The 20773-nt window shown below is 68.8% G+C and carries 22 protein-coding genes and 3 tRNA genes; 12 read left to right on the top strand and 13 right to left on the bottom strand.

Annotated elements, in window-relative coordinates:
• Positions 1–58: 58 nt before the first annotated feature.
• From LR393_RS36280 to LR393_RS09470, 4 genes are all read right to left on the bottom strand, one after another.
• On the bottom strand, positions 59–1579 hold the full coding sequence (locus LR393_RS36280; RefSeq protein ID WP_231483202.1) for a nitronate monooxygenase: 1521 nt from the start codon (positions 1577–1579) through the stop codon (positions 59–61).
• A 291-nt stretch (positions 1580–1870) separates the two neighbouring features.
• On the bottom strand, positions 1871–2554 hold the full coding sequence (locus LR393_RS09480) for a MadR family response regulator transcription factor (protein ID WP_231483201.1): 684 nt from the start codon (positions 2552–2554) through the stop codon (positions 1871–1873).
• 383 nt (positions 2555–2937) lie between these two features.
• On the bottom strand, positions 2938–4533 hold the full coding sequence (locus LR393_RS09475) for a phytoene desaturase family protein (RefSeq protein WP_231483200.1): 1596 nt from the start codon (positions 4531–4533) through the stop codon (positions 2938–2940).
• Between the two features lie 495 nt (positions 4534–5028).
• Positions 5029–5922 carry an SDR family oxidoreductase gene (locus LR393_RS09470; protein ID WP_231483199.1) on the bottom strand — a complete coding sequence of 298 codons (894 nt, stop codon included), beginning with the start codon at positions 5920–5922 and terminating at the stop codon, positions 5029–5031.
• 149 nt (positions 5923–6071) lie between these two features.
• On the opposite strand from LR393_RS09470, the gene LR393_RS09465 reads away from it, so the two are divergent.
• Positions 6072–6662 carry a TetR/AcrR family transcriptional regulator gene (locus LR393_RS09465; protein WP_231483198.1) on the top strand — a complete coding sequence of 197 codons (591 nt, stop codon included), beginning with the start codon at positions 6072–6074 and terminating at the stop codon, positions 6660–6662.
• Here the strand turns inward: LR393_RS09465 and LR393_RS09460 are convergent.
• The gene (locus tag LR393_RS09460; protein WP_231483197.1) at positions 6659–7813 is read right to left on the bottom strand and encodes a LysR family transcriptional regulator; all 1155 of its coding nucleotides are present in this window, start codon (positions 7811–7813) and stop codon (positions 6659–6661) included. The genes LR393_RS09465 and LR393_RS09460 overlap by 4 nt on opposite strands.
• A gap of 140 nt (positions 7814–7953) precedes the next feature.
• On the opposite strand from LR393_RS09460, the gene LR393_RS09455 reads away from it, so the two are divergent.
• From LR393_RS09455 to LR393_RS09445, 3 genes are all read left to right on the top strand, one after another.
• The gene (locus tag LR393_RS09455; RefSeq protein WP_231483196.1) at positions 7954–8661 is read left to right on the top strand and encodes an aspartate/glutamate racemase family protein; all 708 of its coding nucleotides are present in this window, start codon (positions 7954–7956) and stop codon (positions 8659–8661) included.
• 54 nt (positions 8662–8715) lie between these two features.
• A complete protein-coding gene (locus LR393_RS09450) occupies positions 8716–9426 on the top strand; it encodes an ArsR/SmtB family transcription factor (protein ID WP_231483195.1) in 711 nt (236 codons plus the stop codon).
• Positions 9427–9570: 144 nt separating this feature from the next.
• Positions 9571–9948 carry a MerR family transcriptional regulator gene (locus LR393_RS09445; RefSeq protein ID WP_231483194.1) on the top strand — a complete coding sequence of 126 codons (378 nt, stop codon included), beginning with the start codon at positions 9571–9573 and terminating at the stop codon, positions 9946–9948.
• On the opposite strand, the gene LR393_RS09440 is transcribed toward LR393_RS09445, so the two are convergent.
• Positions 9931–10764 carry an alpha/beta hydrolase family esterase gene (locus LR393_RS09440; protein WP_231483193.1) on the bottom strand — a complete coding sequence of 278 codons (834 nt, stop codon included), beginning with the start codon at positions 10762–10764 and terminating at the stop codon, positions 9931–9933. The two genes, LR393_RS09445 and LR393_RS09440, sit on opposite strands and share 18 nt — an antisense overlap.
• A gap of 47 nt (positions 10765–10811) precedes the next feature.
• Between LR393_RS09440 and LR393_RS09435 the strand changes: the two genes are divergently transcribed.
• A complete protein-coding gene (locus tag LR393_RS09435) occupies positions 10812–11195 on the top strand; it encodes a MerR family transcriptional regulator (protein ID WP_231483192.1) in 384 nt (127 codons plus the stop codon).
• A gap of 50 nt (positions 11196–11245) precedes the next feature.
• Here LR393_RS09435 and LR393_RS09430 read toward each other — a convergent pair whose 3' ends face one another.
• From LR393_RS09430 to LR393_RS09410, 5 genes are all read right to left on the bottom strand, one after another.
• Positions 11246–11437: a hypothetical protein gene (locus LR393_RS09430; protein ID WP_231483191.1), complete on the bottom strand. Its 192-nt coding sequence runs from the start codon at positions 11435–11437 to the stop codon at positions 11246–11248.
• A 47-nt stretch (positions 11438–11484) separates the two neighbouring features.
• Entirely contained in the window at positions 11485–13239 is a 1755-nt protein-coding gene (locus LR393_RS09425; RefSeq protein ID WP_231483190.1) for a GAF domain-containing sensor histidine kinase, read from the bottom strand.
• 43 nt (positions 13240–13282) lie between these two features.
• The gene (locus tag LR393_RS09420) at positions 13283–13756 is read right to left on the bottom strand and encodes a pyridoxamine 5'-phosphate oxidase family protein (protein WP_231483189.1); all 474 of its coding nucleotides are present in this window, start codon (positions 13754–13756) and stop codon (positions 13283–13285) included.
• A gap of 213 nt (positions 13757–13969) precedes the next feature.
• On the bottom strand, positions 13970–14446 hold the full coding sequence (locus LR393_RS09415) for a universal stress protein (protein ID WP_231483188.1): 477 nt from the start codon (positions 14444–14446) through the stop codon (positions 13970–13972).
• Positions 14447–14541: 95 nt separating this feature from the next.
• Entirely contained in the window at positions 14542–15138 is a 597-nt protein-coding gene (locus LR393_RS09410; protein WP_231483187.1) for a hypothetical protein, read from the bottom strand.
• 279 nt (positions 15139–15417) lie between these two features.
• On the opposite strand from LR393_RS09410, the gene LR393_RS09405 reads away from it, so the two are divergent.
• Complete coding sequence (locus LR393_RS09405) at positions 15418–15615, top strand: DUF4926 domain-containing protein (protein ID WP_231483186.1); 198 nt, start codon at positions 15418–15420, stop codon at positions 15613–15615.
• A 53-nt stretch (positions 15616–15668) separates the two neighbouring features.
• On the opposite strand, the gene LR393_RS09400 is transcribed toward LR393_RS09405, so the two are convergent.
• Positions 15669–16535, bottom strand: coding sequence for an aldo/keto reductase (locus tag LR393_RS09400; RefSeq protein ID WP_231483185.1), 867 nt, complete (start codon positions 16533–16535; stop codon positions 15669–15671).
• Between the two features lie 310 nt (positions 16536–16845).
• Here LR393_RS09400 and LR393_RS09395 point away from each other — a divergent pair.
• From LR393_RS09395 to LR393_RS09375, 5 genes are all read left to right on the top strand, one after another.
• A tRNA-Glu gene (locus LR393_RS09395) sits at positions 16846–16918 on the top strand.
• A 40-nt stretch (positions 16919–16958) separates the two neighbouring features.
• A tRNA-Asp gene (locus tag LR393_RS09390) sits at positions 16959–17032 on the top strand.
• Positions 17033–17065: 33 nt separating this feature from the next.
• Positions 17066–17139, top strand: a tRNA-Phe gene (locus tag LR393_RS09385).
• A gap of 330 nt (positions 17140–17469) precedes the next feature.
• Entirely contained in the window at positions 17470–17694 is a 225-nt protein-coding gene (locus LR393_RS09380) for a hypothetical protein (protein ID WP_231483184.1), read from the top strand.
• A 345-nt stretch (positions 17695–18039) separates the two neighbouring features.
• Complete coding sequence (locus LR393_RS09375; RefSeq protein ID WP_231483183.1) at positions 18040–18600, top strand: hypothetical protein; 561 nt, start codon at positions 18040–18042, stop codon at positions 18598–18600.
• Positions 18601–18608: 8 nt separating this feature from the next.
• On the opposite strand, the gene LR393_RS09370 is transcribed toward LR393_RS09375, so the two are convergent.
• Positions 18609–18992 carry a hypothetical protein gene (locus tag LR393_RS09370; protein WP_231483182.1) on the bottom strand — a complete coding sequence of 128 codons (384 nt, stop codon included), beginning with the start codon at positions 18990–18992 and terminating at the stop codon, positions 18609–18611.
• A gap of 157 nt (positions 18993–19149) precedes the next feature.
• Here LR393_RS09370 and LR393_RS09365 point away from each other — a divergent pair, with 157 nt between their 5' ends.
• Entirely contained in the window at positions 19150–20673 is a 1524-nt protein-coding gene (locus tag LR393_RS09365; protein ID WP_231483181.1) for a molybdopterin-dependent oxidoreductase, read from the top strand.
• Positions 20674–20773: the final 100 nt, after the last annotated feature.

Genomic DNA, 20773 nt, shown 5'->3' with positions numbered 1-20773 from the left:
GGGTTTTGTCGCGGAGCCGGCACGAGCACGAGGTTCGTGCTCATGCCGGATCTATCGGTCAGCGGACGGCGAGCGCCAGTTCCTCGGCCCGGGTGGCGTGGGTGGTGCGAGCGGCCGGGACCTCGCCGAGCAGGTAGCCCAGGGCCTGCTGGGCGTCCCAGCCGTCCGGGTGAAGGGCCAGCAGCTGCTTGGCGGCGGTGAGGTCGGAGCCGAGGGTGAGCAGCGGGCCCTCCTCGACACCGGAACGCACCTGGGGCATGCCCACGGTGGCCATCAGGCCGTTGCACAGGCACTTGCGGCCGACGGTGTTGCTCAGCTCGCCGCCCTTGCGCAGGTAGTCGTCCTCGGGCTCGGACGGGCAGCGGTAGCCCAGCTGGCCGGGCTTCTTCTCGTAGGCCGTGCGCAGGTAGGCCAGGTCGCAGATGCGGGTGCGCTCGGCGTAGACCTCTTCGGCGCCCAGGGTGCCGGCCATCGGCACTACCTTGAACGGGAAGCCGGTGGGGGAGGCCAGGGCGTCGGTGCGAACCTCGAGGCGGTCGCCGGCCAGGGCGTCGAGCAACTGGCCACGCATCTGCGGGGTGGTGCCGGAGTCGCTGCACAGCGCGAAGATCGTGCCGACCTGCACACCGACGGCGCCGAGGGCCTTGGCCTCCTGCACCAGCTCGGGAGTGGCGTAGGCGCCGGCCAGCCAGAACGGCAGGCCGAACTTGGCGATCTTGGCCACGTCGGCCTCGTCCCGGGTGCCGTAGACCGGCTCGCCGTTCTCGATCGTCATGCGGCCCCGCGGCGGGGCGTTGTGCCCACCGGCGATGTGCCCCTCGACGACGAAACCGTCGGGTGTGGTGGCCTCTTCCTTGGTCAGGTAGGCGGCCAGGGGGTGCGAGGCGATGATGGCGAGGAACTTGGGACGCTTCAGAGGGGGGAAGTCCTCGGGCACCACGTCGCGGGGGTTGAGTTCGGTGGCGTACGTCTGGGTCCCGCCGTCGACGTGGATGTCCATCGCCGCGAGCTCGTGGCGGGCCAGCTTGTCGAGCAGGCGCGGGATCTTCGAGGGAATGCCCGCACCGACGAGCACGTAGTCGACGCCGGCCAGCATCGCGCCGTAGGCGGCGGGGACGATCGCCAGCTGGATCTTCTCCAGCAGGTTGATGCCGACGGGGCCGGAGTGGCCCTCCTTGGCCAGCCAGACCTCGACGAAGGCACTGGCGACCATCAGGTCACGGCTGCGGCTGACCGGCTTCAGGGTCAGGTTGGGCACCGGCAGGTAGGCCTGGCCCTCCTCGCGCCCCTCGGGACGGAAGTAGCGCTCCAGGATGCGGTCGGCCACGGCCGGCACCGGGAAGTGAGCCAGCGCGCGGCGCATGTGGCCGCCCGGGTCGCCGTCCTGAAGACGTCGGGCCACCACGGTGTCGAGCGCGGTGCCGGACACCACGCCCAGGTTGCCGGTCTGGGCGACCTGGTTGGCCAGGTTCCAGTCGGAGACCGCGGCCCCCATCCCACCCTGGATGACGACGGGCAGAGCCGGCTCACTGCCGGGCTGCGCCAGGTCGAGACCGGGCGCTGACTCTTCGTTCCTCACAGCAGCAGGCCTTCCCGTCGAAGATGATCAACTTACGATTTCGTAAGTTACGCCTACGGAAACGTAAGTTACGCCCTCGAAGGTTCCCGACGCCAGACGGCATGCAGGTAAAAGCCGGAGGTCACAGCCGGGGCGGGCTCAACGGCCCAGGTCAGAGCGATTCACCGAGCGGGGCCCCGAAGCCCAAGATTTTGTTGGTGATCATGCAAGGTGCCGCCGGGCGCTCCAGAACTGTCAGGACGAGAGTTCCAGAACGCCGGGGACGCTTCGCCTGATCACGGAAGGGGTTGGTCAGAGGTAGCCGAGCTTGCTCGCCGCGTAGACGGCCTCCGCGCGCCGGGACGCGTCGAGCTTGCGCATCAGGTTGCTGACGTGGAACTTCACCGTGGTCTCGGAGATGAAGAGACGGTTGCCGATCGCCCGGTTGGAGCAGCCCCGGGCCAGCAGGCGCAGTACCTCGGTCTCGCGCTCGGTCAGGCGGGGGCGGCCCTGGTCGGCTCCCGGGCTGAGGCTGCGCACCATGGCGGCTGCGCTGCGGGCGTCCAGGGCGCTGTCGCCCCGTCCGACGGCCCGGACGGCGCGCATCAGCTCGGAGGTGTCCACGTCCTTCACCACGTAGCCGCGGGCGCCGTGCTGAATGGCAGCCAGCACCAGCCGGTCGTCGAGGAGGGTGGTGAGCACGAGCACCCCGAGTCCGGGGAAACGGGTGGTGAGCGCCGCGCAGACGGCCAGGCCTTCGGTGTCGGAGGAGGCGGAGAGCTTGAGGTCCAGCAGCACCACGTCGGGTCGCGACTGCTCCACCACCGCGAGAACCCCGGCCGCCGAGGCCGACTCACCCACGACGCGCAGATCGTCCTCACGCTCGAGAACCGCACGCAGCCCCTGGCGCACGCTCGCGTGGCCATCGACCAGCACGATGCCGATCCCCCTCGTCCGCGGTGAGGGGGCGATCATGGGCGCTGACGTCGTTGTCATCGGAGTCCCTCCAGATGCTCGATCGGTACCTTCGCCTGAGAGCGCACGCCGCTGCGACATGCCCTCCCGTGCGACGGTCGACCCCGGCCCGCATCTCCCCAGGACGGTAAGCGGGCCGGGCCCCTACGTAAAGGGCTTGCCGCAGAGGGTGAGATCGTGCCCGATCCGGTTCTCGGGGGTCCCCGGTGACCTACTCCCCGAGCTGAACGTGTTGTGGGACTTCGAGGCCGAGCGCGGGTTCGAGTCCTGTGCGCAGGGGCGTCCGTGCTTTCGTGCCCAGGGACGAGGTCGCCCCGCTCGTCAAGGCCGCTCAGGAACGGCACGGCCAGGCGTTCGGCACCTGGCTCGGGCAGTTCCAGCTCGGCGACCAGCGGTCTGGGGGGCTAGCGGTACAGCACCTTCATCGCCTGACGCCGCACGGCCTTCACCGGCCGGCCCAGGCGACCCTCGGCCGCCAGCGCCGACCGGGCCGCGATCCAGCCGCAGGCCCCGTGCACGCCACCACCGGGATGGGTCGCGGCGCCGGCCAGGTAGAGGCCGTCGACCACGGTCTCGGGGCGGCCCAGGCCGGTGGCCGGGCGGAACACCAGCTGCTGGTGCAACTGGGCCGTTCCGCCGTTGATCGCACCGTGATGCAGGTTCCCGTCGGCCGCCTCCAGATCGGAGGGACGCTGGAGCGTGCGGTGCCGCACCCGGTCACGGAATCCCGGCGCGGCGAGCTCCAGGGTCTCCTCCATCGTGTCGGCCACCCGGTCCGCGTGCGCGTTGCTGTGCTGGTCACGCGGTAGATGCGTGTAGGCCCAGACGCTTTCGGTGCCGGAGGGGGAGCGCGTGGGGTCGGCGGTGGTCATCTGGCCGAGCAGGGCGAACACCTCGTCCGGCGCCCGGCCCGCCGCCAGGTCGGACGACCAGCGCGACAGCCCGGGCATCCCCGTTCCGTAGTGCACGGTCCCGGCCGATCGCGCGGCCTCCGCCTTCCACGGAATACCGCCTTCCACCAGCCAGTTCATCTTCACCGTGGGCAGGTCCCACTCGAACCGGCGCAGGTCGTCCTGCAGCTTCTGGGGAAGGTGCTGCAGCCCGACGATGTCGGTGAACAGGCGCGGCGCGTCGACGTCCGCGAGCACCGCTTTCCGGACCCGGACCTCACGCCCGCTCGCCGTACGCACCGCAACCGCTCGTCCGTCATTGACCACGACCTGGGTGACGTTCTCGCCGGTGTCGATGCGTGCACCGGCCGCCCGCGCCCGCCGGGCCATGGCCTGCGAGAGCATGCCCGCACCGCCCTGCGGCACCGGAAAACCCACGTCCTGGGCCAGCATCACCAGCAGCCAGCCGAACAGGCCGCTGCCGGTCGCGTCCATCGGGACGTCGGCGTGCATGGCGTTCCCGGCGACCAGCAGCCGGCCGTGCTCACCCCGGAACCATTCCTGGCCCAGGCGGGTCACCGGCGATGCGGCGATCCGGGCCAGTTCGAGCGTGTCGCGGGCTCCGGCCTTCCACAGCAATTTTCCCCCCGAACGCACCGGCGGGAAGGGCGTGAACAAGGCCTCCAGCAGCGGCTCACGCAGGCGCTTCCACTGCTCGAACAGCTTCAGCCAGGCCTCGCCGTCACCGGGGGCGTCGCGGTCGAGCGCGGCGGCGGTCTGGTCCGGGTCGCGGTGGATGACGGCGCACTCCTCCTCGTCCGGCCCGGAGACGTGGGCGATCACGTTCGGCGCCTGGACCCAGGTCAGGCCGTGCTGCTCCAGGCCCAGCCGCCGGATCACCGGGGAGGCGGCCGCGAGCGGGTAGAAGGCGCTGAACAGGTCGGACGTGGCCTCGGGCGTCTGCGGCCAGAGCGATGCCGAGCGCACCGCCCCACCGACGTCGTCCTGTGCCTCCAGCACCAGCACGTCCCAGCCGGCATCGGCCAGGGCGCAGGCCCCGACCAGCCCGTTCGGTCCTGCGCCGATGACCACGGCGTCGACGGTCTCCACCCTTACCCTCCGTTTCGCGGGCATGCGCCCGTCGGCCCCATCCCAGCAGCCGGGGCCCTGGATCGCCAGCCGGAGGGGCCGCCGCCGTCACTCATGGTGGACGCGGGTACGCACGGGGGTGCGGGCGGTCCCGGGCGTCGTGGTTGCCCGGTTCTGACCGATCGTCGACTACGTCTTGCAGTCGGGCGTATCCGCAGGGAAAGCTTAGGGGCACCCAACGACGGGCGAGCACGGAGGACCGATGGCCTACCGCCGGAGAGCCGGGCACCGACCCCTGGTCGGCCCCAGAGCCCCCAGAGTCCAGCACCAGTTCCAGGTTTCGCTCGTTCCCCCGGGCAGACCGTTCGCCGCCGCCTGACGCAACTGAGCCGCCTGACGCAGCCGAGCCGCCTGACGGCCGCAGGGCCCTCGACCAGGACCGATACCGTTCCGGATTCCGCGACAGTCGCCTGATCCGAACCGGCCGATCCTCGACCCGTAGGGCCCGACCGGCTCTCAGTCGGCCAGATATGCGCCAATACCCATGTCGTCCGCCACGATTCGCGCTGCCTTCAGGGCCTGCGGGTTCAGTTCCCGCAGGGCCTCGTACTGGACCGCGGGAGCGACCACCGTCTGCACCGGCCGTTTTCCTTGCGGCGTCTCGACCAGGGCCACCACGGCGTCACTGACCTGATCGGCCGAGCCGATGTTCTCGGCGTTCTCGGTAGTACGCCGGGTCAGGTCACCGATGAAGCTGGTGAGCCTCTCGCCGTAGAGGCCCATCCGGGCCTGGTCCTGGGGCAGGGACGCGTTGGGGCCGATGTTCGTGGGGTACGCCGCCGCGTCGACGACCACGGATTCGATGCCATAGGGCGCCAGTTCGTGCTGCCAGGCCTCGGTCAGGCTGCGCTGGGCGGCCTTGCTGGCGGCGTACAGACCGTTGAACGGCGGGGTCAGCCAGCTCGACAGGGAGCCGATCTGGATCAGGGCGCCGTGTCCCTGCTCGCGCATGGAGGGGATGACGGCATTGTTGACCCGCAGCGCGCCGAGCGTGTTCACGTCGAACTGCCGGTGGGCCTCCTGCGCGGTGTAGGCCTCGAGCGGTCCGGCGAAGTTCATCCCGGCGTTGTTCACCACCACGTCGATCCGGCCTGCCGTCTGCAGGACGGTGCCGACGGCCCGCTCGACCGAGGCCTCGTCGGTCACGTCGATCTCGACCACGTGCAGGTCGAGGCGTTCGGCGGAGGCGAGGGCGGTCAGCTCGGCGGAGGCCTGGGCGTTGCGGCCGGCCACGTCGCGCAGACCGGCGAAGACCTGGTGCCCGCGCCGGGCCAGAGCCTCGACGGTGAGTCGGCCGAAGCCGCTGCTGGTGCCGGTGACCAGCACGATCCGGGGGTCAGGGGTGCTCATCGATACTCTCCTCGGCCAGTGAAGTGGGGCGAGCCCCCGCTTCTGTGGACGACGATATGGAGGGCCACCCCACTTGTCAACGGTAAGTGGGGTGACGCCCCGGTTATGGCTCAGTACGATGGTCGGCAGACCAGGACGATGGAGGTGCCGTGCCCGAGGGTGCTACTGCGCAGACCCGGTCCGGCCGTCCCCGCCGGGCCGATGCGCGCCGTAACTACGACCAGATCCTGCGGGCGGCCGAGGCCGAGATCGCCCGGGCCGGGGCGGATGCCTCCCTGGAAGAGATCGCCCGCCGGGCCGGCGTCGGATCAGCCACCCTGCACCGGCACTTTCCGTCCCGATACACCTTGCTGGAAGCCGTCTTCCACGACCGGGTGGCGAGTTTCTGCGAGCAGGCGCGCCAACTCGCGCAGGTGAGCGACCCGGGGCCGGCGCTGATCGACTGGTTGCGCGCCGTCGCGGTCTTCAGCGCCAGTACCCGGGGGCTGGCCGCCTCCCTGCTGGCCGCGGCCCAGGAGCAGGAACGGATGATCGACCGCTCCTGCGAGGGCATGCTGCTCGCGGCCGGCGACGAACTGCTGACGGCCGCCCAGGCCGCCGGCTCGGTGCGGGCCGAGGTGGCCGCCATCGACCTGCTCACCCTGGTCAACGCGGTGGCGCTGGCCACCGAAGGGGCCCCGGACCCGGCCGGTCAGGCCGGCCGTCTGCTCTCCCTGGCCCTGGCGGGCATCAAACCCTAAGCGGGCATCCGGGCAACCAGGCGCAACTGCTCCAGCACCGCCTCGACCGCCGGCACGCCATGACTGCTGGGCGCCAGCACGGCCGACACCGTACGTGACGGGTACCCCTCCAGCGGAAGCACCTTCACCGCCGGATTGAGGCTGGCCCGGAGCGTCATACCGGGCAGGGCCGCCACCGCGATCCCGGCCGCCACCAGCGCCTGCACCACCACGTAGTCGTCGGTGCTGTGCCGGATGTCCGGGGTGAAGCCGCTCTTCACCGCCTCGCGCACCAGATGCTTGCGGCAGGAGACGCATCCGGCGATCCAGCGCTGCCCGGCCAGATCTTTCAGCGTCACCGATTCACGGTCGGCCAGCGGATGGTTGTGGCCCATCACCGCGCGCAGCGGATCGCGCAGCAGCTTCACGGCCTCCAGCGGCCCGCGCTCGAAATCCTCACCTGGGTAGTCGAACACGATGGCCAGGTCGCACTGCCCCTCGGCCAGCAGCACCAGCGCCTCGGGCGGTTCCACCTGGGTCAGGCGGACGTCCAGGCCCGGGTGCTCGGCGCTCAGATTCATCAGCGCGGTCGCGACCAGGGTGGCGCTCGCCGAGGGGAAGGCTGCGATCCGGACCCGCCCGGTACGCCGCCGGGCCAGGTCGGCGAGGGCCTCACCGGCGGCCTCGAGCCGGGCGTCGATGGCGTCGGCGTGGCGCAGCAGCAGCTGGCCGGGATCGGTCAGCGCGATACCGCGCCCGACCCGGGTGATCAGGGCCAGGCCGAGATCCTTCTCCAGCTTGCGGATGTGCTGGCTGACCGCCGGCTGCGTCCAGCCCAGCGTGCGGGCGGCGGCCGCCATCGAACCGGAGTGGGCGACCTCACGGAACACCAGCAGGCGCCGCGGGTCGAGGCGGGCGGTCGCCGAGCTCTCGGCCAGCACCGGCCGGTCGGGATCGTTCAGTCCATCGGAAACGGGACTGTTACGAACGGTTCCGCTCACGTCCGGCTGGACCCGGCTCGTCACCGATGGTGAGGTCGCCTCCTGGGCCGCCAGGGCGTGACCGGTGTGGCGCCGTACCTGGTCCGGCGGGTCGAGGACCTCTTCCGCCAGCAGATCCGGCACGGCGTGGGTGTGAACTACGGGCTGTTCGTCGTCGCCGATCGGTGCCATGGGCCTATTCAGCCACACAATCCGGCGAAACCAAAGCAGAGCTTGGGTATCACTCAGACCAAGTCGTTCTTGCGGCACCTTCCAACGTTGCGGGACGGTGAAAGCGGGTAGAGGCGGACAGCGGGAAGATGGAGAAGACAATGCTGACGATCGGTTTGCTCGGTGGAATGAGCTGGCAGTCCACGGCGGAGTACTACCGGATCGCGAACGAGATGGTCGCGATGCGTCTCGGCGGCCTGCACTCGGCGCGGGTCGTGATGGCCTCGGTCGACTTCGCGGAGATCGGCAAGCTGCAGCGGGCCGGGCAGTGGGACGAGGCCGGCCGGGTGCTGGCGCAGGAGGCCCGCGGGCTCGTGGCGGCCGGGGCCGACATGGTGCTGATCTGCACGAACACCATGCACAAGGTCGCCGACGAGGTGGCGGCCGCGATCACCGTGCCGCTGGTGCACCTGGCCGACACCTCCGCCGAGGCGGTGAGGGCGGCCGGTGTGCGCAAGGTTGCCCTGCTCGGCACCGCCTTCACGATGGAGCAGGATTTCTACCGCGACCGTCTGGCCTCGCACGGCCTGGAGGTGCTCGTGCCGACCGGGCCCGAGCGCGCCCTCGTGCACCGGGTGATCTTCGAGGAGCTGTGCGTCGGGATCATCCGCGAGGAGTCCCGTCAGGCCTACCGCGACATCATCGCCGGGTTGGTGGCCCAGGGGGCCGAAGGCGTGATTCTTGGTTGCACCGAGATCGAGCTGCTGATTTCCCAGGCGGACAGCTCGATTCCGGTCTTCCCGACCACCCGCCTGCACATCGAGGCAGCGGTGAACCGGGCGATGGCGTCCGAAATGACGGCCGTCTGAGGCGGGCACGGTTCGCTACCGGGCGAACCGTGCCCGCGCGTTACGGTCGACGACATGCGGATCGCCGATGTGGACGTGGCGGCGGCCGCCCGATTGCCGGCCGACCCGTCGCGCTCGGCGATGCTGGCGTTGCTGCTGGACGGCCGGGCGCACCCGGCCGGGGCGCTGGCGCAGGCCGCGGGCATCGGTCGCCCGGCGGCCAGTGCCCACCTGAAGCAGCTGGTCGGGGCCGGGTACCTCGAAGTGGTGCGGCAGGGCCGGCCCCGCTACTGCCGCATCGCCCGGCCGGAGGTCGCAACCGCGCTGGAGTCGCTGGCCGCGATCGCGCCCTCCCTTCCGGTGCGCAGCCTGCGGCAGAGCTCCGCCGCGCGTCTCCGGGCCACGGCCCGCACCTGCTACGACCATCTCGCCGGGCCGGCCGGGGTGCTCCTGCACGACGCCCTGCGTGATCACGGCCAGGTGGCCGAGGATGCCGTGACCCCTACCGGTGTTTCGTGCTTCGACGCTCTGGGAATCGACGTGGACCGGCTGCGCCGGGGACGTCGTCCATTGCTCAAAACCTGTCTGGACTGGACCGAACGCCGCCCCCACCTCGCCGGGGCCCTCCCGGCCGCGTTGCTCGTCGCCTTCACCGACCGGGGCTGGACGGTGCGCCGAACGGGGCTGGATGGTGCGCCGAACGGGCGTCAGGTCGAGATCGACCCGGCCGGGTGGGAGCAACTGCGGGACTGGCTGGGTTGTTCCGCGGGCTGTCACCGGCGATAGGGCCTCTCGGCCCTGCTCCAGGTCAAAGGTCAGGCCACAACTGGGTATTTCGATGTCGAGATCGCTCAGGCCCTCGTTCGCGGGGCGCCGCCCCGGTATCTTGGGAGTCGTCTCGATGTAGAGCGCGCGTGGAAGGCGGCCCCGGTGAGAATCAGCCAGCTGAGCGAAAAAACCGGAGTCAGCGCGCGCTCCTTGCGTTATTACGAGCAGCAGGGCCTGATCTCCGCCGTGCGTCGTCCGAACGGATATCGCGACTACGACGACGAGGCGGTGACGACCGTCCTGATGATCCGCTCACTGATCGATCGCGGTTGCCCGACCGAACTGATCCGCAGTCTGCTGCCCAGTAATACGACCGCCGACCTCGACCGGGCCGTCGGGCAGAGTGTGATCGAGTGCGTCACCAGCGTTCGTGACGAGGTGGCCGAGAAGGTCACACACCTGTCGCGGACGAGAGACTCCCTGACGCACTTTCTTGAGCAGACCCACAGTCTCGAGGCGCCGTCACTCGTGGCCCAGTAGGAGTTCCGCGACCAGATCGGCCACCCGGATGTCCCGGTTGGTCTTCCCGAGGATGCCCGGCGCCCGTTTCGGCCCGGGAACGGTGTGCCCGCCGCCGTGAATCGTGAAGAGCACTACGGGTGGACGTCCTTCGGCGCGGAAGTCGGTGCGCTCGACGGACGATGTGGTCTCGCTGGCGGGAAGCGTCGTGGTCGTGGGTGGTTGCGTGATCCCGTTGCGCGCGGCGTAGTACCCGGCCGAGCGCGGCATCGACAGCGCCTGCCCGCCCACCTTGAAAGCCTTGCGTGCCCACCACTTCAGACCGCCACCCGAATAAGCCACGATCGGGTCCTTGGTGCCGGCGATCAGTACCACCGGCATCGGGACCGGTGCCGGGGCGGGGTCGGGCATCAGGAAGCTCTCCGGTGTGGGCATGGTCGCCCCGATCACCACCGCCCCCGAGATCAGGTCGGGGGCATCGTGCATCAGGCGCATCACCATCTGCCCACCGTTGGAGTAACCCACGGCGAATACCTTCTTCGCTCCGAGTCGGTCCGCCACGGCCCGGGCGAAGGCGACGTCGTCGATGTTCTCCGTGCGGGCCGGGAAGAAGCTCTCGCGCCGGGCATCGTTCCAATTGCCCCGGTATCCGTCCAGGTAGGCCACCGTGGCGCCTTGGGCCGTCAGGGTGTCGTACTGCCGGCCGGTGAATTCTCGGTGCTTGCGGCCGTTCTGCTTGGAGCCGTGAAAGACCAGCACCAATACGGAAGAGGGCTGCGCCGGCGATACCACGGTGAAGGTCCGCGTGCGGCTGTTCACTTCGACGTTGTCCAGCATGAGGCTGACGCTAAACTCTGACATCGTGTCAAGGTCAAGCATGGGCGGTGGCAGAAGTGAAGATCAGTGATCTCAGCACGAAGACCGGTGTGAGCGCCCGTTCGCTGCGTTACTACGAGCAGCAGGGTCTGATCACGGCCGGGCGCCGGGCGAACGGCTACCGCGACTACGACGACGAGGCCGTGGCGACGGTGCTGACCATCCGCTCGCTGCTCGACCTGGGCTTTCCCAGCGAGCTGATCCGCACGGTCATGCCCTGTACGAAGGGCGACACCGACCAGGCCGTCTGTGAGGGAGTGGTCGAGCGGGTCACCGCCATCCGCGACGAGATGGCGCAGCGGGTGGTGCAGATGGAACAGACCCGCGACACCCTGACCCGTTACCTGGGCGAGCAGGCTGCCGGTCTACGGCCTGTCACTCCCGCAAAATGATGAAGCCGGAGGGCATGACCTCCGGCTTCTGTGCGGTGTTCGATGCGGTGTCAGTCGTCATGGCGGTCCACCCTCCGGCGGGCGGCCCGGCGGCTGTCTTCGGCCCGGCGGTTGCGGCGTGAACCGTCACCGTTCGTGGCCGAGGCGATCTGGTTGAGCATCAGCCGGTGCTGGAGTTCGGCGGGACTGAGGGCGCGCCGGGCGATGAGCTGCTCGTCCGTCCAGGTCTTCACGAGTTTCATGGCTCTACTGAATACGGCTTGCGGGCACCCGGTGTCACCTGGTTTTCTCAGCCCTCGTCGATCGGGACCTGCCAGGCCATCACCGTGCCGCTCGCGCCGCCGGTGCGGGGTTTGAGGGTGCAGGTGCCCTCGTGCCGCTCGGCACGGGTGCGCATGGTCGTGGTTCCCGTCCCGATCTTGGCGTCTGCGGAGATGCCGCTGCCGTTGTCCTCGACCTCGAGCGTCACCTGACCGTCGCCGACGCCGAGCCGCACCTCGACGTGGGTGGCGCGGGCGTGGCGGGCGGCGTTGGAGAGGGCCTCGCGGAGCACGGCGAGCAGATCGTTGTAGACCGACGCCGGAACCAGGGTGTCGACCGGCCCGCGGAAGGTGAGGACAGGCTCGAAACCCAGGGCGCCGGTGGATTCCGAGACCACGCCGAGGGCCTCGGAACGCAGGCTGGTGGGCTCGTCGTCGGGCTGCTGCAGGCTGAAGATCGACGTACGGATGGCATGGATCGTCGTGTCCAGGTCGTCGATCAGGCCGGACAGCTTGCCGGCCTGGGCCTGGTTCCCGATGTTCATGCTGATGCTCTGCAGGCCCAGGCCCACGGCGAAGATCCGCTGGATCACCAGGTCGTGCAGGTCGCGGGCGATGCGGTCGCGGTCCTCGAGCACGGCGAGCCGCTGCCGGTCGGAGGCCTGGCGGCTGAACTGCACGGCGAGAGCGGCCTGACCGGCGAAGCTTTCGACCATATGCATGTCGGCCTCGGAGTACGGCTCGTCACCGGGGCCGCGGGCGACCGACAGTACCCCGATCACGCTGTCGCCCACCACGAGCGGTACCAGCACGGCCGGGCCGCTGTAGCAGTCGGAAATGCCCGTCCCGGTCACGAATCCCTCGGTCAGGAATGCGCGAGCTTGTGAAAGACGGGATTCGGAAAGGTGATAGCTGGTGCCGAGGGTGTCGCCGGTGTTCTCGCCGTAGGCGGCGCGCACGCTGAGGCCACCGTCGGAATCGTTCAGCAGCAGGAAGCTCGCCCCGCCGCCGGCCACGGTGGAGGCCCGCTCGACCACGAGCCGCATGGTCTCCTCGGTCTCGGCGCCGGCCAGCAGCGACTTGGTGACATCGCCGGCGGCGGTCAGCCAGGCCTCGCGCCGGCGGGTGACGTCGAACAGGCGGGAGTTCTCGATCGCGATCCCGGCGGCCGCGGCCAGGGCCACGATGAGCTGCTCGTCGCGTTCGGTGAAGGCTCCGCCGCCGCGCTTCTCGGTCAGATAGAGGTTTCCGAAGACCTCGCCGCGCACCCGCAGGGGTACCCCGAGGAAGCTGCCCATCGGCGGGTGGTTCGGCGGGAAACCGGTGGACGCGGGATGGTCGGCCAGGTTGTCCAGGCGCAGCGGTACCGGCAGGTCGATGAGGACCCCGAGAATGCCCTTGCCGCGAGGCGGTTCGCCGATCCGCAGGCGCTCGTGGGTGGGGATACCGACAGTGATGAAATCGATCAGGTCGACACCGTCGGGGCCGAGTAGACCCAGGGCGGCGTACTTGGCCTCGGCCAGGTCGGCGGCGAGCTCGGTGATCCGCCGCAGGGTGTCGGGCAGACTGAGATCACTGGCAACCGCGACCACCGCGTCGAGCAACCGGTGAAGCTGTTTCTCGGTGTCGATGATTTCGTGGGAGCGGCCGATCAGCTCCTGCAGAAGCCGCTCCAGGCCCAGCTTGGGCAGGGGCGTAGGCTGACCGGCGCTCCAGAACCGGTGGGCCTCCATAGCGTTCCGGTTGTGGCCGTAGCGCTCGATGTCGTCAGTATTGTCGTTCACCACTGCTGGATCCTCGTTGCCGCCGATAGGTGCCAGGCGGGAATCATTTCACAACAGGGTCTAGGTAACGTCCCGTCACCCGTTCCAGGGCCACCGCGAGGGTGCGGTCATGGCGGCCGGGCATCCAGGCCCGGGGCCGGTTCACCTGGCGCCCGGCCAGGGAGTCGCCTTCGTGCAGTTCGAAGGAGCGGCCGACCACGTTGACGCTCCACCCCAGGTGGGTGACCTCATCAATCTTGTCGACATGGAAGGCGACCACGGTGTTGCGGGCGGCGCGCTCGATGATGGAGCCGTCGGCGAAAGGGATGAGGAGGACGTCGTCGGCCAGCGTGACATTGACCGGAAGGACATCGGGCATCGCCCGGTAGGTGAAGACAAGCTGCCCGATCTGTGCGGTGGCCAGGAGGGCCAGGCATTCCGCGCGGTCGAGAACACGCACGTTCAGCTCCGGAAGCCCCTCGTCGTCACCGGACGTCGAGGGCGTGGCGACATCGGGCTGCTGGTCGGTGGTGGGCACGAGAGGTCTGGGCCTTCCGGGTTCCGGCGGACGTGCGGATCTCGTGAGTCTGCGTTGTGCGGTCCGTCGGTCGGCAGGGTCGAAGGTCCTGAGGCTGGACACCGGTGGGTCCTCCTGGGTGGTCGGCGGAGGGGGTGCTCGTCCCCGGGACAGGCACCGAGGCCAGGGAGGGAGATCCTGGCCTCGGGAGGGTGGAGCGAGATTTTCGGGGATTCAGCCGGCGATGAGGTTTTCCTCCTTCCCGTCGGGGGCTTCGGGAACTTCGGGGGGAAGTGTGTCGCCGTGAACGACCAGGACGGGGCAGGAGGCGTACTCGGCGACCCTGGCGCTGATCGAGCCGAGCAGGACTCCGGCGACTCCCCCGTGGCCGCGGCTTCCGACGACGACCAGGGTGGCGAACCGGGCTTCTTCGATGAGGATCTTCGCCGCGTTGCCCTCGCGGACCACCAGGTCGATCTCGACCGGTTCCTCGAAGGTTTCGGCGATGGTTTCGGTGAGCAGGCGGCGCGAGTCCCGCGGCGGGTCCCAGTCGCTGGGCCAGGTGGCCCATCCGTAGGTGGCGGGAAACTCCCAGGCGGTGACGGCGCGGAGGGTGGCTCCGGTGGTCGTCGCGAGCCGGGAGGCCCAGCGCAGGGCTTGCCGGGACTGGATCGAGCCGTCCACCCCTACGACGATTCGGTTGGTGGTCATGGCCAGATCTCCTTCCCTTTCAGAGTGTTTCGGTAACGGTGAGCCGGGCCGCCCGCCGATGGAGGGGGCCCGGCGGCTTTCAGCTGATCAGTTGATCAGTGCATCCACTTCTGGTCCTTGACGATCGGGAGCTTCTCCCAGACGTTGCCCAGGCCCCAGGTCTTGCCGGCTGCGACGGCGACCAGGACGAACAGGACCAGGGCGTAGATGACGTGGTAGTCGATCAGGGGGTTGGTGCTCCCGGTGGGCTCGCCGACTCCGGTGGTCTGGGCCAGCGGCCATTCGGCCAGCCACATCATGGCCATGATGATCGCGCCGCTGACGGCCGAGATCTTCATCGCCACACCGGCGATCACGGCGATCCCGACGGCGAGCATGCCCAGGATGAAGAGCACATCGACCACGACGTTGCCCGCCATGTTGTTGAACATCGAGGCGAACGGGCCCTGGTCGATGCTTCCCAGGAATCCCTTGGCGGGGGAACCGCCGTTGACCCAGGCCTTCTCACTCACGGTCGAGTAGTGAAGGCCGAACGTCTTGTCGATTGCCGCCCAGAGGAAGATGAAGCCGGTCACCACCCGAAGGACTGCGAACAGCTTTGCGGTGCTGCCCTTTACGACGGTTGGAGTGGCTTCCACGTCACCGGTGGCGACGTTTTCGGTGAGGCCGCTTGCCGACGACTCGATCGACATGACCAGTTCCTCTCTGAGGTTCTTTCATCTTCGGTTGATGACTTGAGTCTGCTCCGTCGCGCACGCAGTGGGAGCGGCCAAAAGCACGTCGTCATCACGTCAAAGGTCCCGCCAAAGGTCCTGCGCGTCAGGAATGTCGATCAAGGTCGGCCATCAGGGCTCTGACCTGGCCATTCGCCTTTTTGCGCGGCTTGTTGCAAGCTTGCGCGCACCAAGGGCGGCGAGGCTCCTATCGGCGTCCTTTTTAACGGCGGATGCTGATCGGTGTGAGGTGCGCTCGTGCTGCACAATTTCGACCTCGTTGCCCTGGCTGTGACACTGCCCGAGTACGACCTGCTCCCGGGTGCCCTGGGAACGGTCCTCGAGGTCTACACAGAGCCGAGAATCGCGTACAACGTGGAATTCGGTGCCTCTGACGGCGGCACCATGCCGCTGGTGGTGCTTGATCCCGAACAGGTGCACAAGCTCGGGCGATGAGTTCTTGCGGGTCCGGCCGGCAGGGGCCCTGTCCAGAGCCCCTGCCGGGTACGTCAGAAGACGCTGTCGAGCTTCTTCACCTCGTCGTCGGTCAGGGTGAGGCCGGCGGCCTGGGCCGAGGCCGTGGCCGTCTCGGGCCGTGAGGAACCCGGGATCGGGATGACGACCGGGGACGTCTGCAGCATCCAGGCCAGGCAGATCTGCTGAGGGCTCACACCCCGGGCGTCGGCCACCTCCTGGAACGGCGTGTGTCCCGAACCCAGGCCGCTCGCGTTCTTGATCCCGCCCAGCGGGCTCCAGGGCAGGAAGGCGATGCCCAGCTCGGAGCAGAGGTCGAGCTCGGGCCGGGAGGACAGGTAGGCCGGCGAGTACTGGTTCTGCACGCCGGCCAGTCGTCCGCCGAGTACCTCCTGCGCCTCACGGATCTGGGCCGGGTTCGCGTTCGAGATCCCGGCGAGGCGGATCTTGCCCTCGTCGAGGAGTTCGCCCAGGGTGCCCACGGACTCCGCGTAGGGCACGCCGTGGGGGTCGGGGCGGTGAAGTTGGTACAACCCGATGGCTTCGACGCCCAGGCGGCTCAGGGAGCCCTCAACGGCTTCCCGGAGGTGGGCCGGGCTGCTGTCGATGGTCCAGGAGCCGTCACCGGGGCGCAGGTGCCCGCCCTTGGTGGCGACAAGGACGTCATCGGTGTTCTGCCCGTAACTGCTGAGGGCCTCCGCGATCAGCGACTCGTTGTGGCCGACCTCGTCGGCGTGCAGGTGATAGGCGTCCGCCGTGTCGATCAGGGTGACGCCCGCGTCCAGGGATGCGTGGATCGTCGCGATCGACCGCGCCCGGTCGGGCCGGCCTTCGATGGACATCGGCATACCGCCGAGCCCGATGGCCGAGACCTGGACGCTGCCGATGGTGCGCTGCTGCATGTGGCTCCTTCGTCTTCGCCGGTGCGGTGAGCTGGCCGATGCGGCGATCCTCTCCCCGCTCCTGGCGCGGCGCCCGTCGGCGCGGCTCCTCGTGTGTCATGGGTCTCCCCAAAACACTGATCGAGGATGTCGCCCCGCCTGCGCGCCTCGGCCCCCGGTTTCCTGGGTGGCTGGCGTCGATGCAGGTCAGAAGGGGTTTGACGAGATGCCTGGAGGGTCGCCGGTAAGTCGCTTTGGAGATTCGGCCACAACCCCCTAAGCTTCTACATGTCCGCAACGGAGACAAAGAAAGTCCGTCGTGAGTCTTAAGGCCCCCATCGTCTAGTGGCCTAGGACGCTGCCCTTTCAAGGCGGTAGCACGGGTTCGAATCCCGTTGGGGGTACGCTTCACCAGCAGTACGGTAGGTTGGTAAACACAAGCAAGGCCCTGTAGCGCAGTTGGTTAGCGCGCCGCCCTGTCAAGGCGGAGGTCGCGGGTTCAAGTCCCGTCAGGGTCGCTTCCCTGGGTCAGCAAGTTCGACTCAGGTTCGGGCCAGGTAGCTCAGTTGGTACGAGCGTCCGACTGAAAATCGGAAGGTCGACGGTTCGACCCCGTCCCTGGCCACTTTCTTAAGAGCTACGCCGCTGGTCGGAAGCCCTTTCGGGATCATCCCGAGATAGCTTCCAGGCTGGCGGCGTCTCTCGTTTGTTGCTGCGTATCGCACGTGGATCGCACGCCGGCTCGGTCCCCGCGAGCCGCAGAAGGCAGATGGGCGGTATCAGCCGTTCGTGTCGGTGGCCGCTGCGGGCCCCGGGCACCGCCCCCCAGCGTCCCCTCCGGTGGGCTTCCTCAAGGAGGACGGGGATTCGGTCGACGGGGCCGTGCACGGCCCGAGGCGCGACCGGGTGAGTCATCGGTACGAGGCAAGCCAACCCGATGCTGGTCATGGAGTTCATGGCTGATCTGGGCGGCGACCCGGAAGCGTACGGGGACCGCGATGTCCTGGGCTGGGCCCCGGCCCCGGACGAAGAACTGGGCGGGGCGTTCGTCGAGCCGCTGCGACAGCTCAGTCCGGAGCTACTTCCTGAACTGGCCGATGTGGATCTCGGTGGCCTTGATTTCGGGGCGATCGGTCGGGAGGTCAGGCGATCGGCGGCGGACCCGAAGTCTTGGGTGTAGTGGGCCGCCCTGAATGGGCAGTGAAGATCGGCCGATGACCGTTCGGGAAGATGACCGGGGTTCCCGAACGACCGGCCGGGCGGGGGTCCAGCCCTTCTGGGCGAACCGTCTGATAATTGAAACCTTTGCAGTGGAGCGGTATAGCTTCTGGCGGAGGCGCTTGTCGGCGCTGCCGCACCCGGTCATGTCGCGGCCGTGCGACGTCTGGTGATCGGCGATCAGGTCAGGACCCTGCGGCAGGTCGGCCACCAGATGGCGGACCTCGTCGACGCCCCTGACGGCAAGGCCTGAGAGCGGTGCGGGCCTCGAACGGCGATGCGCCGGGAATGCCCTATCGTCGCCGTCGTGGATCAGGATGACGGCGTCACTCAGTGGACGCCCGCGGCGCGGGACCGGTACGCGGCTGCCACGGCAGCGCTCCTGGAGACGCTGAACGCTCACACCGCCCTGGTGGCGGCCCGGGTCGGGCGACAGGTGGAGATACCGGACTACATCGACTCGGCGCAGCGGTTGCAGCAGGCCCTGGATGCGTTGACCGAGGCGGAGTTCGATGTCTGCGGCTCGTTCCCGTTCTCCCTCCGGGAAGATGACGAGGACGATTTCGAGCCAGAGGACGATGTGGCTGCCGGTGCGATCCTGACGGTCGAACACCGGGCCGACTTCGAGATTCTCGACGAGGCCGCGCTGGTCGAGGCCGGCCGGGCGGCCTACCTCACCTCGTGGCCCGACGACGTGGAGGAAGATGCCCGCCTGACGGTCAGCAGTCCCGCCCAGGCCGTTGGTCAGCTCATCCACACACACGGCTGGCAGTTCTTCGAGAACGGCACCGATGCTCTGGCACCCCGCAGCAGCGAGACTGTGATCGAACAGGATCCCGCCGAGCCGGAACTCGACGGGAATCGCTGACCCTCCGGTCAGAGATTCCCGAAAGTCTTGATCCCGGCCTTCTTCAGAGCCTGTGCGAGCACGTCGGGGCAACCCCGGGTGAGCGCCTCGTCGAGCACGTAACCGTCGGCGTGCTCCAGGCCGCCGTGCTCCTCGAAAAAGGTGGACAGGCCGAGGGTCAGCTGGGTCATGGCGCCGATCTCGGTGTCCGGGAGATCGCCCAGGTTCTGCTTCAGCCAGGCACAGGCCTCGGCATCCGTGTAGCCCGCCGTGGCCTCGGCCGGTGTGGTGGCCGCAGAAGTGGCCGCCGTGGCTGCTGAGGGTGTGCCGGCTGAAGAGGAACTGCCACACCCCGCCAAGCTGAGTGCGCCAAGGGCTGCGCCGGCTGCCCAGAAAGTCACTTTTCGCTGCATGCCAGGACTATGGCAGGCGGTGAACCGGGCGAGTCGGCCAAGACCTGATCGCTGCACCAAGGGGACCTGCCGGCCTTGAGGAAGCCCGGACCAATCCAGTGACACCACTCGCGCCGAACCTCCGCCGATTCCAATCATCGGCAGGAGGCGACAGACCATGACGGCGACCGGTACGTCGCGAAAGAGCGGTCTGGTGCGGGGTGCTGTGTCCGGACTCGTCGCGGCCGGGCTCGCGCTCGGGGTCGCAGAGCTGGTCGCGGGAGCGATCGGCCGGTCCGTAGCACCCGCCATCGTTGTCGGTGGCGCCGCGATCGACCGAACTCCTCGATGGCTCAAGGAGTTCGCCATCGAGCAGTTCGGGGAGAACGACAAGAGGGTGCTGCTGGCGGGCATCTTCGTCACTGTTGCCCTGCTCGCGGCCGTGGTCGGTGCCGTGGCGACGCGTTTTCGGCGGATCGGTCTCGCCGGTGCCGCCCTGCTCGGGCTGGTCGCGGCGGCGGCTGCCCTCACCCGGCCGCAGGCTCGACCGATCGACGTCGTGCCCTCGCTGGTGGCGGCCCTCGTCGCGGTCGCCGGACTGGCATTTCTACTGAAGGACCCGACGGGTCAACCGGATCGGTCCCGACGGGCCGTACTGGTGACAGCGGTTCTGGCGGCTGCGGCCGTGGCCTCCGGGGTGGCCGGCCGGTCTCTGCAGAATCTGCGCACCAACGTCGCGGCCTCCCGCAAGGCCCTGAAACTGCCGGTCCCCGTCCGCCCGGCCGAGGCACTCCCGGACGGGGCGATGCTGAAGGTCGAGGGCGTCAGCAGTTTCTACACCGCGCCCGCCGACTTCTACCGGGTCGACACCGCTCTCTCGGTGCCGCGGCTGACCACCGACGACTGGCAGCTGAAGATCCACGGAATGGTCGGTAAGGAGATCACTCTCGACTTCGGCGACCTGCTCGCGCGGCCGATCGTGGAGCACGACATCACGATGACCTGCGTGTCCAACGAGGTCGGGGGCAATCTGCTCGGCACCGCTCGCTGGCTCGGCGTCGAACTGGCTCCGCTGCTGCGGGAGGCGGGCGTGGATCCGCAGTCCGATCAGCTGGTGGGTACCTCGGTGGACGGGATGACGATCGGGACCCCGGTCTCGGCCGTCATGGACGGCCGGGCGGCCATGCTGGCGATCGCGATGAACGGTGAGCCGTTGCTGCCCGAGCACGGATTTCCGTGCCGGATGGTTGTCCCCGGCCTGTACGGCTACGTCAGCGCCACCAAATGGCTCGTCGATCTGGAGCTCTCGCGGTTCGACGCGTTCGACCCGTACTGGGTCCGGCGGGGCTGGGACCAGCAGGCGCCGATCAAGACCAGTTCGCGCATCGACACGCCGCGTCCGCTGGCTCGGGTCAAGCCCGGCAAGGTGGCCGTCGCCGGGGTGGCCTGGGCTCAGCAGCGGGGTATTTCGCAGGTCGAGGTGCGTGTCGACGGCGGTTCCTGGCAGAAGACCAGGCTCTCTACGGCCGTGAACGACGACCTGTGGCGGCAGTGGGTCTGGGAGTGGGATGCGCCGTCCGGTTCGCACACGCTTCAGGTGCGGGCGGTGGACGGTGAGGGCGACATCCAGATCGAGGACCGGGCGGAGCCCTTCCCCAATGGTTCGTCGGGCTGGCAGTCGATTGTCGTCACGGTGGCCTGAGCCGTCGCCGGCTCCAGGAAAAAGATTTTCAGAAAAACCAATCCGTCCGCGGTAGGGCCCCGAACCACCCGCAGACAGTTGAACATCCTCTGCTGGAAGG

This window comes from Kineosporia mesophila (assembly GCF_021129235.1).
GTDB lineage: Bacteria > Actinomycetota > Actinomycetes > Actinomycetales > Kineosporiaceae > Kineosporia > Kineosporia mesophila.
This window is presented reverse-complemented; position numbering and strand designations above follow the sequence as displayed.